This window comes from Allocoprococcus comes, from assembly GCF_013300725.1.
GTDB lineage: Bacteria > Bacillota > Clostridia > Lachnospirales > Lachnospiraceae > Allocoprococcus > Allocoprococcus comes_A.
In genome coordinates, this window is sequence record NZ_JAAIMM010000001.1 from 1 (window position 1) to 12955 (window position 12955).

10 protein-coding genes and 2 pseudogenes are annotated in these 12955 nt (G+C 42.7%); 11 read left to right on the forward strand and 1 reads right to left on the reverse strand.

Going from position 1 to position 12955, the window contains the following annotated elements; translation table 11 throughout:
• The 3 genes and pseudogenes from G4407_RS00005 to G4407_RS00015 all read left to right on the forward strand — a co-directional run.
• Positions 1-729 (forward strand): annotated as a pseudogene (locus tag G4407_RS00005) (recombinase family protein); the annotation flags it as partial.
• Positions 730-850: 121 nt separating this feature from the next.
• Positions 851-1021 (forward strand): annotated as a pseudogene (locus G4407_RS00010) (tyrosine-type recombinase/integrase); the annotation flags it as partial.
• Between the two features lie 174 nt (positions 1022-1195).
• Positions 1196-1657, forward strand: coding sequence for a low molecular weight protein-tyrosine-phosphatase (locus G4407_RS00015; protein ID WP_173687276.1), 462 nt, complete (start codon positions 1196-1198; stop codon positions 1655-1657).
• Positions 1658-1898: 241 nt separating this feature from the next.
• On the opposite strand, the gene G4407_RS00020 is transcribed toward G4407_RS00015, so the two are convergent.
• Complete coding sequence (locus G4407_RS00020) at positions 1899-2756, reverse strand: class I SAM-dependent methyltransferase (RefSeq protein ID WP_055261631.1); 858 nt, start codon at positions 2754-2756, stop codon at positions 1899-1901.
• 444 nt (positions 2757-3200) lie between these two features.
• Here G4407_RS00020 and yedF point away from each other — a divergent pair, with 444 nt between their 5' ends.
• The 8 genes from yedF to yedE all read left to right on the forward strand — a co-directional run bounded on the left by yedF (position 3201) and on the right by yedE (position 12906).
• Complete coding sequence (yedF, locus tag G4407_RS00025; protein WP_173687277.1) at positions 3201-3803, forward strand: sulfurtransferase-like selenium metabolism protein YedF; 603 nt, start codon at positions 3201-3203, stop codon at positions 3801-3803.
• Positions 3804-4160: 357 nt separating this feature from the next.
• Positions 4161-5081 carry a selenium metabolism-associated LysR family transcriptional regulator gene (locus G4407_RS00030; protein WP_173687278.1) on the forward strand — a complete coding sequence of 307 codons (921 nt, stop codon included), beginning with the start codon at positions 4161-4163 and terminating at the stop codon, positions 5079-5081.
• A gap of 85 nt (positions 5082-5166) precedes the next feature.
• Complete coding sequence (gene selD, locus G4407_RS00035) at positions 5167-6210, forward strand: selenide, water dikinase SelD (RefSeq protein ID WP_173687279.1); 1044 nt, start codon at positions 5167-5169, stop codon at positions 6208-6210.
• A 24-nt stretch (positions 6211-6234) separates the two neighbouring features.
• Positions 6235-7629 (forward strand): L-seryl-tRNA(Sec) selenium transferase, encoded by a 1395-nt coding sequence (gene selA, locus G4407_RS00040; RefSeq protein ID WP_173687280.1) that lies wholly within the window; start codon positions 6235-6237, stop codon positions 7627-7629.
• Positions 7626-9542, forward strand: a complete 1917-nt coding sequence (selB, locus tag G4407_RS00045; protein ID WP_173687281.1) for a selenocysteine-specific translation elongation factor — start codon at positions 7626-7628, stop codon at positions 9540-9542. Before selA ends, selB begins: the two co-directional genes overlap by 4 nt.
• The gene (locus tag G4407_RS00050; RefSeq protein WP_173687282.1) at positions 9539-10456 is read left to right on the forward strand and encodes a selenium metabolism-associated LysR family transcriptional regulator; all 918 of its coding nucleotides are present in this window, start codon (positions 9539-9541) and stop codon (positions 10454-10456) included. The genes selB and G4407_RS00050 overlap by 4 nt, the downstream gene beginning before the upstream one ends.
• Before the next feature lie 13 nt (positions 10457-10469).
• A complete protein-coding gene (locus G4407_RS00055; protein ID WP_173687283.1) occupies positions 10470-11609 on the forward strand; it encodes an aminotransferase class V-fold PLP-dependent enzyme in 1140 nt (379 codons plus the stop codon).
• Between the two features lie 199 nt (positions 11610-11808).
• Complete coding sequence (yedE, locus tag G4407_RS00060; RefSeq protein WP_173687284.1) at positions 11809-12906, forward strand: YedE family putative selenium transporter; 1098 nt, start codon at positions 11809-11811, stop codon at positions 12904-12906.
• Positions 12907-12955 lie beyond the last annotated feature (49 nt).

A 12955-nucleotide genomic window follows, 5' to 3' on the forward strand; every position in this document is an offset into this window, starting at 1 on the left:
GATGAAACAGAATGGGTTCGCCTGGAAAATCATCATACGGCAATTATAGACAGGGCATTGTTTGAAAAAGCAAATGAAATGCATCCGAAAAAGAAGAGAAGTGTTGCGGAATCACGCACCAATTTTACTCTGGAAAGACGTAAAAAACAGCCGGCATTGCTGTTGTGTGCCAACTGTGGGCATTCTTTACTAAAAGAAACGGAGCATCTGCTAAAATGCTCAGATGCTCGAACAAATGGAAATCCTGTGTGTCGAAGTCTGGTGATCCGACGGGAACCGCTGGAGGAGAATATCCTTGGGCTTGTCCATCAGTATGTAGCGTCAATGTTGGAAAAAGAAAAGAAAGTATCTTCCAACAGGCAATGCGACTACAAAGAGATCAATACCGCAGAATTGCAAAAACAGAGCCGACAGTTGACCTCGGAAAAGATGAAACTCTATGATGATTACAAAGATGGTCGTATAGATTGTGATTCGTATAAGCAGAGAGCTAGAAAGATAAGTGTGCAGCTGGAGGAAATAAAACGAAAGATAGAAGATGCGGAGAATAGTAAAAAGCTTCTTGAACAAAATGAACTTTCTGATAAAATAAAACTAAAAGATTTCTTGGGAATTCAGAAGTTCGATACAGAGAAGCTGCGTGAGATTATCAAGGTGATCCGTGTTCATAGTCAAGATGAAATTGAAATCGAATGGAATTTTGACGATATTTTTTCGGAACAGAGATAACTTGAGCAGGACAAGAATGACTTATTAGAAGATAATAAAGGTGCTGGGACTACCTGATGGGAGCGTCAGATAGTCTTCGGCAGAAAAAAATAAAATTTTTTTTGTCCTATACTTGACACATCCACATGTATGTAGACATACTTATTGTTCTAATATGGCAAAATCAGGTATGAATCCAAAGGCTTTACAGTATTTGATGGGACATTCTGATATTAGTGTAACATTGAATACTTATACACATATGAACCTTGAGGACGCACGAGAAGAAATTGTACGACTTAAAATTGTGTAAATTTAAAGCGGAGAATACCGAGGTATAAAATCTAAAGAATTATACCGAAATTTATACCTTTTGCAGACTAAAATATACAAAAATACACCAGATTATGCCAGAATGTAAAATTTATCTGAAACGAATAAAGCTTGAAATATCAAGCAAAAACACAAAATGCGAGGTTATGCAACGATGATTAAAATACTATTCATCTGCCACGGCAATATCTGCCGCTCCACCATGGCAGAATACGTTATGAAACATTTAGTTAAACAATCCGGCATAGAATCCGATTTTTTCATCGATTCCGCCGGTACAAGCAACGAGGAGTATGGAAACCCGGTCCACCGTGGCACACAAAAGAAGCTCCGCAAGGAAGGCATCCCGTGTGGCAATCACCGTGCACGCAAGATGCGTAGAGAAGAATATGCCGCGTTCGATTACATTATCTGTATGGAGCGATACAATATACAGAATATTATGAGAATTATCGGAAGTGATCCGGAACACAAGGTACAGAGACTTCTGGACTACACGGATCGCCCGGGAGACATTGCAGATCCATGGTATACGGGGAATTTTGATGAGACATTCGATGATGTGATGGAAGGATGCCAGGCATTTCTAGGCTATCTGATGGAGCATCCTCAATAAATCATCAGATGGGTAATCCAAAGAAAAGATGTAACCAAAGGAAAACGAAAAATAAAAAGAGAAGTCATCTGAGTTTAGAAAAGGATTTCACTTTAAAGCACAAGCTTTATTGCAAGGAAAATCCATTTCATATCAGATGACTTCTCTTTTATTTTAGAGCTCTTATGATTGCATAAATTAAATTTATACTATTCAGAAAATAATCGATTCTAAGAAAGAATGAACAACTCGGTTCCCAGTCTTATCTCTCCCATCTTCCACTTGCCCCACAAGGAAGCACCAGTCCATTGGAAGATACCGGAAGTCCAATCTCCTGTGAATCCACATGACCGCCGTATTTCTTAAGCTCAGTTGCGATCATATAAGTCAGTACTGCCGGAGCAAGTCCTGTCGTATAGGAATTGATCAGGAAGAACAGCGGATCATCGGATAAAATCTTCGTACAGAGTTTTACCAGTGGATGAATTGCGTCTTCAATCTTCCAGATCTCGCCCTTTGGCCCACGACCGTAGGAAGGAGGATCCATGATGATCGCATCGTAATGATTGCCGCGGCGGATTTCGCGTTCTACGAACTTGACACAGTCGTCAACCAGCCAGCGGATCGGTGCATCGCCGAGTCCGGATGAAACAGCATTTTCTTTTGCCCATGTGACCATTCCCTTGGAAGCATCAACGTGGGTTACGTGTGCGCCGGCAGCAGCTGCTGCAAGTGTTGCACCACCGGTATAAGCGAATAAATTCAGGACTTTTACCGGGCGTCCGGCATTGCGGATCTTTTCAGAGAACCAGTCCCAGTTGGTTGCCTGTTCCGGAAAGAGTCCGGTGTGTTTGAAATTAAACGGCTTTAAGTTAAAAGTAAGATTCTTATAACTGATCTGCCATTGTTCCGGGAGATCGAAAAATTCCCATTCACCGCCGCCCTTTTTGCTGCGGTGATAGTGTGCGTTCGGGTGTTTCCAGCGTCTGTCTGTGCGCGGAGTATCCCAGATTACCTGCGGATCCGGACGAACCAGAATGTACTGCCCCCAGCGTTCCAGCTTTTCTCCGTCTGAGGAGTCTATGACTTCATAATCTTTCCAACCATCTGCTAACCACATATATTACTAAATCCTTTCTAAATTTTTTTATTTAACAGGAAATTTCAATAAAATCCATGCTAAATAAAAGGTATTACGTGCCTTGACACAATTTTTTTGATGAATTTACGGCTTTCTATAGTTTTGTTTAATACATATTTATAGATATACGTTCTTTCTGTTCTATTTTATTATAGAAGGAAAGATACTGCAAGAAGTGAATGGAAAATATCGCAATAATATATAGAAATGCAAAAATCGCATAGCAATGGAGCAATTCGGATACATTAGTGAACGGGAAAATCTATTTTTGGTATTCACATCATAATTCACAAAAAGCTATCGCGATAACAAAAGGTTTTTGTTGAAAATAACGGTGTAATCTGTTTACATCAAAGGCGAAGGGTGATAGAATGTATCTATAAGTGAAATGATTCACGTAAAAGAAAGGTGGAAATGAATATTATGGTAACAGTTAATGCAATGGGAGATAACTGCCCGATTCCGGTAATCAAAACAAAAAAAGCGATGCAGGCACTTACAGGATCGGAGACAATCGAAGTATTAGTAGATAATGAGATCGCTGTACAGAATGTTACAAAGCTTGGAAAAGAACAGGGCGGAGAAGTAAGCTCTGAAAAGCTTGGGGAAAAAGAATACAAAGTAACGATCCAGATGCAGGGAGCACCGGCAGCGGCAGATACAGAAGCTACATGTGCACCGGATCAGAAGGGTGATCTTATCGTAGTCGTATCTTCTGACCGTATGGGAAGTGGTAACGATGAACTTGGTAAAGTCCTGATCAAAGGATTTATCTATGCAGTTACACAGCTTGATACACTTCCGAAGAAGATGCTTTTCTACAATGGAGGAGCTACTCTTACAACAGAAGGATCAGATTCCATTGAAGATCTGAAGTCTCTGGAGGCACAGGGAGTAGAGATTCTTACATGTGGTACATGTCTTGATTACTATCACTTAAAAGACAAACTTGTTGTTGGTGGTGTAACCAATATGTACAGTATTGTTGAATCCATGGCTGAAGCAGGAAAGATCATTAGACCATAGTTTGAGAACTATATAATAAAGAAGTCCGTATAACGGACAGAGAATATTTAAGAAAAGTTGAGAAATTAAGTATGAATAAAGATATCAGAGAGACACAGTGTATAAGGACATCATGTTGAGGCATCAAAGCAGGTCGAAGGACCCTTGTTCAGGCTCTGGACAAGTTACTAAAAACTGAAGATGGTAACCTCCTGGACAGAAAGAATTTGTCTGTTCGGGCAGATACACTTTGCTCTCTGGTATTTGATGTCGGATAGCAGAAGATGGATGTGGCTGCGCGATTTGATCGAAGGAAATTAAGGAATCCGGTGAGGTTGTATTTATACGAATTTGATCGAGTAGAAAGAGGGAATAATTATGAACTTAAAGCAGCTGGAAGCATTTATTAAAGTATCCGATTCAAAAAGCTTTTCAAAAGCAGCACAGGAATTATATCTGACACAGCCAACAGTAAGTGCGCATATACAGACACTTGAAAAAGAACTGAAAGAGAGATTGTTTGTGCGTAATACCAAGACTGTTAAATTATCTGAGGACGGAAAGACACTTTATCAGTATGCACGTCAGATGATCGAACTGGAACAGGAAATCCAGTCAATGTTTTCAAAAGCAGCAGAGCAGAAAGAAAGATGCATTACGATCGCAACCTCGACGATACCGGCACAGTATATTCTGCCGGATATTCTGGTGAAATTCCGGGAGAGATTTCCGGAAGAACAGTTCAGAATCGTGGAAAGTGACAGCAGTACTGTCATTGAACAGGTAGCATCGCATCTGGTTGATATTGGATTTTCCGGTACAGTAATCGAAAAAGCAAATTGTAAATACATACCGTTTTACCAGGATGATCTGGTTGTTATTATGCCGAATACGAAAGAATATCAGAAAATCGTAAAAGAGCAGAAGGATTTAAAATGGTTGGAAGGAGAACCTCTGATTATACGTGAGGAGGGATCCGGTACCAGAAAAGAAGCAGAGAAGCAATTAAAAAAGATGGGAATCTCTTTGGATGATCTGAATATTGTTGCGACAATTGAGAATCCGGAAGCAGTCAAGAGATCTGTCAAAAGTGGTCTTGGCATTACGATTATTTCAAGACTTGCGGCTGCAGATGAGATCGAGTCAGGAGAAGTTCTGGAATTCCCGTTTTCACAGGATGGAAGCGGTCGAAACCTGAATCTTGTATACAATAAGAACTATAAACTTCCGGCGGCGGCTGAACATGTGAGAGAATTGATTATAGAAAAGTATGAATTGCAAAAGCAATCTTTACAATAGAAATTATCAATGATAGAATACATCTATGTGCGCATTTTTGCGGCAGGTAACATGTTAAATGCAAAGTATAAGTTGGGGATAAACAATGAATAAAGAAAAAGTAAGACTGACACAGTATGCAAAAACTTCCGGGTGAGCCGCTAAAGTAGGTCCGGAGACCCTTGCCCAGGTTCTGGGTAAGTTACCAAAATTTGAAGATGAAAATTTGATCGTCGGAATTGAGACATCGGATGATGCAGCGATTTACAAGGTTACAGATGATATTGCGATGATCCAGACGGTAGATTTCTTTACACCGATCGTGGATGATCCGTATATGTTTGGACAGATTGCAGCAGCAAACTCGCTCAGTGATGTTTACGCAATGGGAGGAGAGCCGAAGGTAGCACTTAATATCGTAGGGTTTCCGAACTGTCTTGATCCACAAATCTTAGGAGATATTCTTGCCGGTGGAGCCGATAAGGTAAAAGAGGCAGGAGCTGTTCTGGTTGGGGGACATACCGTACAGGACGACGAGCCGAAGTACGGTCTTTGTGTGTCTGGTTTTGTACATCCGAAAAAGATTTTCAAGAATTACGGATGCAAACCTGGAGATGTGCTGATCCTTACCAAGCAGGTCGGAACAGGAATTGTTAATACGGCAATTAAAGGAGAGATGGCATCTGCAGCTGCAATCAAAGAAGCAGAGATCGTTATGTCTTCATTAAATAAGAAAGCAAAAGAAGTTGTGGATCATTTTCCTGTAAATGCATGTACAGATATTACAGGATTTGGTCTTTTAGGTCACTGCGTTGAAATGGCAGAGGCAAGTAATGTGACATTTGAACTGAATGTTCACGATATTGCATATCTTGATGAAGCAATCAGCTATGCAAAGATGGGTCTTGTTCCGGCGGGGGCTTACAAGAACAAGGGATATTCTTATCAGAAAGTAGATTTCAGAAATGTAGAAGATCATTTTATCGATCTGTTATATGATCCGCAGACATCAGGTGGACTGCTCATCAGCGTGGAAGCGCAGTATGCGGAAGCCGTGATGGAAGCATTCGAGAAGAAGAGACTGGATACCAAGGTATCCCTGATCGGAACCGTAACAGAAAAGAGCGATAAACTGATTCGTCTGCACTAGGAATCCAAAGAGGTAGAGGAGAAAATGAATAAAAATTTATTATTTCGCAGTATTCCGAAAGTAGATATTCTGCTTGAAGAACAGGAAATACAGGATCTGATTGATGCATATGGACGTGAACTTGTGATGGATGTGATCCGTGAAGAGATGGATGCGCTCAGAGCATTTATCGGAAAGTGCGAGGAAGAAGAGGAAGCGAAAGCGCAGATCGGGATGCTTACGCAGAATATAAAACGACATGCCGGAAAGCTGCATGAGCCGAATATGAAAATGGTGATCAACGGAACAGGAACAGTTCTCCACACCAATCTCGGCCGTGCGCCTATCAGTAAGGAGCATGTTGAGAGACTGGCAGGAATTGTGAGTGGTTACTCCAATCTGGAATACAATCTGGAAGCAGGGGCACGTGGAGAGAGATATTCTCATTTTGAAAAACTGCTTTGCAAACTGACCGGGGCAGAGGCTGCGATGGCGGTCAACAACAATGCTGCGGCTGTTATGCTGATCTTAAGTTCAATGGCAAAGGGCGGAGAAGTTGTAGTATCCCGCGGAGAACTGGTTGAGATCGGTGGCAAATTCCGGATTCCGGATGTAATGGAGCAGAGCGGAGCTTCACTTGTAGAAGTCGGAACGACGAATAAGACACATTATTCTGATTATGAAGAAGCGATCACAGAGGAGACAAAAGCACTCCTTAAGGTTCATACAAGCAACTACCGTATTGTTGGATTTACAGAGACGGTTACGATCGATGAACTGATTCCGATTGCACAGGAACACGATATTCCGATCATTGAAGATCTTGGAAGTGGTGTGCTGATCGACCTGAGTAAATACGGACTGACCTATGAACCGACGGTTCAGGATTCTATCCGCAAGGGAGCGGACGTTGTATGCTTCAGCGGAGACAAGCTGCTCGGTGGTCCGCAGGCTGGAATCATCATTGGTAAGAAGAAATATATTGACCAGATGAAGAAGAACCAGCTGACACGTGCACTGCGAATTGATAAATTTACAGCAGCAGCACTGGAACTGGTATTACAGGAATATTTATCAGAAGAAAAGGCAATCCAGAATCTTCCGGTACTGCGTATGATCACAGAGTCCAAAGAGGATGTGGAAAAGCGTGCAAGATCTCTGAAACGGATTCTGCAGAATGCACATCTTGCTGCAACAATTGGGATGGAACCATGTGAATCACAGATCGGTGGAGGATCTCTTCCACTTGAACGTATTCCGAGTATGGCAGTTACGATTAAGCCGGAGAATATCAGTGTACCGAAGCTGGAAGAAGAGATGCGGCATCTTTCTATGCCGATCATTCCGCGTACAGCCAACGATACGATTTATCTGGATGTGCGGACAATTGAATCCTGCTACTTTAAGAAGATAGCAGAGATGCTGGGAGAATTATTATGAAAAACATTATCGTAGGAACCGCAGGTCACATTGACCACGGGAAGACGACATTGATAAAAGCACTTACCGGACGCAACACAGACCGGTGGGAAGAAGAACAGAGAAGAGGGATCACCATTGACCTCGGGTTTACTTATTTTGATCTGAAAAATGGAGACCGTGTAGGGATCATTGATGTTCCGGGACATGAAAAATTTATCAACAACATGGTTGCGGGAGTTGTCGGAATGGATCTGGTACTCCTGGTTGTGGCTGCGGATGAAGGAATCATGCCACAGACAAGAGAACACATGGACATTCTGGGACTCCTTGGGATCAAAAAGAGCATTCTGGTGATCAACAAGTGTGACCTGGTCGATGAAGAATGGCTGGAACTCGTCGAGGAAGAAATCCAGGAAGAACTGGAAGGTACTTTTCTGGAAGGTGCACCGGTTGTCAAAGTATCGGCTGCAACCGGGCAGGGTCTTGATGAACTGACGGATACGATCCAGCAGCTGATGTCGGATGAGGTGGTTGCAAAGGATACACAGACTATTCCAAGACTTCCGATTGACCGGGTATTTACCCTGTCAGGTTTTGGGACGATTATCACAGGGACACTTATCTCCGGTACGATCACCAAGGAAGACGTTCTGGAAATGTATCCGATCGGAAAAGAGTGCAAGATCCGTAATATTCAGGTACACGGACAGAATCAGGACAAATGCTATGCCGGACAGAGAGTGGCGATCAATCTGTCAAATGTGAAGAAAAAGGAGATCCGCAGAGGGTGTGTGCTTGCGCCGAAGAACAGTATGAAAAATACAGATCTTCTGGATGTGAAGCTGACCGTTTTGGAAGATTCTATGCGTATCCTTACAAATCATGAGAGACTGCATTTGTACACTGGTACGAGTGAGATCCTCTGCCGTGCGGTTCTGTTGGATAAGGAGCAGATCGGACCGGGAGAAGAGGGACTGGTACAGCTCAGACTGGAAGAAGAGATTGCGGTCAAACGAGGCGACCGTTTTGTAGTACGTTTCTATTCGCCGATGGAGACCATCGGAGGTGGGATTGTGCTGGAACCGAATCCGGTGCGTAAGAAACGTTTTGATGCGCAGGCAATCGAAGAACTGAAGAAAAAAGAATCCGGTTCTCTTGGCGATGTTATGGAGCTTCAGATCAAAGAACACGGCGACACGATGATCACACTTGCTGAGCTTGCAAAGGTGATGGCACATTCCGTAGATGAACTGAAGGAGTATCTTGAAGAACTGGAAGAATCGGGAACAATCTTTGTATTCCCAATGAAGAAGGACACATATTTGTGGCACAGAGACAGCGAATTTGCAGTACGTCAGAAGATAGAGGAGACACTGCAGAAATATCATAGTGAGCATCCATACCGATATGGAATGAAGAAAGCCGAAATTCACAATACATTCCTGAAAAAGATCAAACCAAACATATTTGATGCGTATATCGAAAGAATGACGGAAGAAAACGTCTATGGAAGAAGGGAAGAATATCTTTCACTTCCGGGATATGAAGTTCCGAAGGACGCGATGTATCTTCAGACAGAGAAGCTGATCGAAGATACATTTGAAAAAGCAGGATATGATTTTGTGAGATTTTCAGAGATTGATTTTGGAAAAATTCCGCGCCAGACAGCGGAAGATGTGGTTCTCATGATGATTGACGAAGGAAAAGTACTCCGTATCAATGAAGAGATGTTTACGATGAAACACCTGATGGATGAAGCGAAGGAAAAAATTCAGAATCATCTGAAGGAAGAAAATCTGATCACGATCGCACAGGTGAGAGATATGTTCTCAACAAGCAGAAAGAGTGCGAAACCGATTTTAGAATATATGGACAGCATTAAGGTGACAAAGAAGACAGGCGGAGAAAGTGAGAGGGTGGCATACTTATGAATTTAAAGCAGCTGGAGGCATTTGTTAAGGTAACTGAGTCGGGAAGCTTTTCGAAAGCGGCAAAGCTTTTGTTCCTGACACAGCCAACGGTCAGTGCACATATCTCTGCTCTGGAGAAAGAGCTGGATTCACGCCTCTTTGTAAGAAATACAAAAGAAGTGAAATTGTCGGAAGAAGGAAAGCAGTTATATCAGTATGCGCGTCAGATGGTAGAACTGGAAGAAGAAATCGAGCATGTGTTTTCAAAAGATGCACAGCGTGAAGAAAAATGTATTACGATTGCAACTTCGACAATCCCGGCACAGTATGTTCTGCCGGCAATTCTGGCAAAATTCAGGGAAGCATATCCGGATGAGCAGTTCCGGATTTCAGAAAATGACAGCTGCGGTGTTGTTGAACAGGTAGCAGGGCATATGGTAGATATTGGATTCACAGGTACGGTACTTGAAAAGAAACATTGCAGATATATGCCTTTTTATCAGGATGAACTGGTTGTTATCATGCCGAATACCGAGTTTTATCAGGAAATACAGAAGCGCTATAAGACAGCAACATGGATAAAGAATGAACCGGTCATTATGCGGGAAGAAGGATCGGGAACCCGCAAGGAAACAGAAAAAATATTGAGAAAAGCAGGAATTATGCCTGATACCCTCAATATAGTAGCATGCATTGAGAATCCGGAAGCGATAAAAAGGTCAGTAAAGAGTGGGCTTGGAATCACGATCATATCAAGACTTGCAGCAGAAGAGGAGATCCGGACCGGACAGGTCCTGGAATTTCCGTTACAGAAGGATGAAAGCAGTCGTTATCTGAACCTTGTATACAATAAAAACTATCAGCTGCCTGCAGCAGCAGAGCATCTGATCCGGATTGTAAAGGATTTCTATCCAGATGCACATATGGGGAAATGAAAAGAGGATAAAAATGATATATTTAGATAATGCGGCAACGACAATGCGTAAACCACAGGAAGTAATTGATGCGATCACCGCAGCAATGTGTTCCATGGGAAATGCCGGAAGAGGTGTCAATGAGGCATCTCTCGGAGCAGCAAGAACGGTGTATGATACAAGAGAAAAGCTTGCAGCTTTCTTCGGAGCGGAAGATGCAAGACAGATTGTATTTACGATGAATTCAACAGAGAGTCTGAATATCGCAATTAAAGGAATCTTAAATCCGGGAGACCATGTGATCTCGACGGTTCTGGAACACAATTCAGTTCTCAGACCGCTTTATGAGATGGAGAAAAAAGGGGTAGAAGTAACATTCCTTAACAGTGATGAAAAAGGAACTCTGGATTACGCAGATTTTGAAAAGGCGATCAAAGAAAACACAAAAGCGATCGTCTGCACCCATGGATCGAATCTGACAGGAAATAAAGTGGACGTGGAGCGGATCGGAGAGATCGCAAAAGCACATGATCTCTTATTTGTGGTAGATGCTTCACAGACAGCAGGCGTATTTCCGATTGATGTGCAGAAGATGCACATTGATATTCTGTGTTTTACCGGTCATAAGGGACTTTTAGGACCGCAGGGAACCGGTGGAATGTATGTAAGAAAAGGGCTGCATGTCAGACCGCTTCTTTCTGGTGGTACTGGTGTACAGACTTACAGTAAGACCCAGCCGGAAGAGATGCCGACAGCACTGGAAGCCGGAACCCTCAACGGACATGGAATTGCCGGACTGGATGCTGCGATCGGATATCTGGAAGAAACAGGAATTGACACGATCCGTGCAAAGGAACAGGCACTGATGAAGCGGTTCTATGAAGGTGTAAAAGAAATCCCGGGAGTCAAAATTTATGGAGATTTCAGCAGCATGGATCGTTGTGCAGTCGTGAGTCTGAATATTGGAGAGTATGATTCCGGAGAAGTCAGCGATGCACTTCTGACAGATTATGGGATTTCTACCCGTTCAGGAGGACACTGTGCACCACGGATGCATGAGGCACTTGGAACCGTAGAGCAGGGGGCTGTCAGATTCAGTTTTTCACACTATAACACAGAGGAAGAAGTGGATACAGCAATCCGGGCAATCCGCGAGCTTGCAGAAGAAGAGTAGAATTTTGTAAAGTCAGGATTTTATATAAGAATATAAATTGATAGAAAACCGATATGATATTGATAGTATCAATATATATATCGGTCTATTTTAATTATGAATTGGACAAGAAGTTGTGCAAAAGGTATAATTATAAGGTAATAAAAAAGTCTTTAATAGTTAAAATGACGAATGAGAGAAAGGCGAAGGAGGAAGAAAAATGAATTTATCAGATTCAAAGAAGAAGCTTGCACTTGCGGGGGTATTGTGTGGGCTTGTAGCAGCATGTCTGGCTTACTTTGGTAATCCGGCAAATATGGCATTTTGTATTGCCTGCTTTATCCGTGATACGGCAGGAGCTCTGGGATTCCACCAGGCCGAAGTTGTACAGTATGCAAGACCGGAGATCATCGGTCTTGTGATTGGAGCATTTATTATTTCAGTGGCAACAAAAGAATACCGTTCAACAGCAGGATCTTCACCGATGATCCGCTTTATCCTTGGTATGGTAATTATGATCGGTTCCCTGATTTTCCTTGGCTGCCCGCTCCGTATGGTGATCCGTATGTCAGCAGGTGACCTGAATGCATGGGTAGCACTGATCGGTTTTGTACTTGGAGTAGGAACAGGAGCATTTGCCCTGAAAAAAGGATTCAGTCTTGGACGTGCGCATGAGACGAATAAAGAAAATGGAGCAGTGCTTCCGGTACTGATGCTTGGTATTCTGATCCTTGCAACCTGCTCAACACTTCTCAAAGCAAGTGAAGCAGGTCCTGGAAGTCTTCATGCACCAATTATCATGTCACTTATCGGCGGACTTATTTTCGGAGCACTTGCTCAGAAATCAAGAATGTGCTTCGCCGGCGGAATCCGTGATGCGATCTTAATGAAGAACTTTGATCTTCTTACAATTATTGCAGGTCTTTTTGTTGTAATGCTGATCTTCAATCTGGCAACAGGAAGATTCGTACTTGGATTTAACACTCCTGGGATCATTGCACATTCCAACCATCTGTGGAATATCCTTGGCATGTATGCGGTAGGATTCGCGGCAGTTCTTGCCGGTGGTTGCCCGCTTCGTCAGCTGATCCTTGCAGGACAGGGATCTTCTGATTCAGCAGTGACTGTACTTGGTATGTTCTTTGCTGCAGCACTTTGCCATAACTTCGGACTTGCATCAAGCGGAACAGCTATGAATGCAGAGACAGGCGAACTCGTTGCAGGAGCCGTAACGCCGAATGGAAAAGTTGCTTGCATTATCTGTATTATCGCATGCTTTATCATTGCATTTACAAACAAAAGAGAGCAGGCAAAATAGTCAGAAACCGCAAGATTTAGATGGATAATCCATAAGAAATATGATATGC

Excerpts from the sequence above, each read along its gene's own strand:
- G4407_RS00015 (WP_173687276.1), top strand. The coding sequence starts at position 1,196 with ATGATTAAAATACTATTCATCTGCCACGGCAATATCTGCCGCTCCACC.
- G4407_RS00020 (WP_055261631.1), bottom strand. The coding sequence starts at position 2,756 with ATGTGGTTAGCAGATGGTTGGAAAGATTATGAAGTCATAGACTCCTCA.
- yedF (WP_173687277.1), top strand. The coding sequence starts at position 3,201 with ATGGTAACAGTTAATGCAATGGGAGATAACTGCCCGATTCCGGTAATC.
- G4407_RS00030 (WP_173687278.1), top strand. The coding sequence starts at position 4,161 with ATGAACTTAAAGCAGCTGGAAGCATTTATTAAAGTATCCGATTCAAAA.
- selA (WP_173687280.1), top strand. The coding sequence starts at position 6,235 with ATGAATAAAAATTTATTATTTCGCAGTATTCCGAAAGTAGATATTCTG.
- selB (WP_173687281.1), top strand. The coding sequence starts at position 7,626 with ATGAAAAACATTATCGTAGGAACCGCAGGTCACATTGACCACGGGAAG.
- G4407_RS00050 (WP_173687282.1), top strand. The coding sequence starts at position 9,539 with ATGAATTTAAAGCAGCTGGAGGCATTTGTTAAGGTAACTGAGTCGGGA.
- G4407_RS00055 (WP_173687283.1), top strand. The coding sequence starts at position 10,470 with ATGATATATTTAGATAATGCGGCAACGACAATGCGTAAACCACAGGAA.
- yedE (WP_173687284.1), top strand. The coding sequence starts at position 11,809 with ATGAATTTATCAGATTCAAAGAAGAAGCTTGCACTTGCGGGGGTATTG.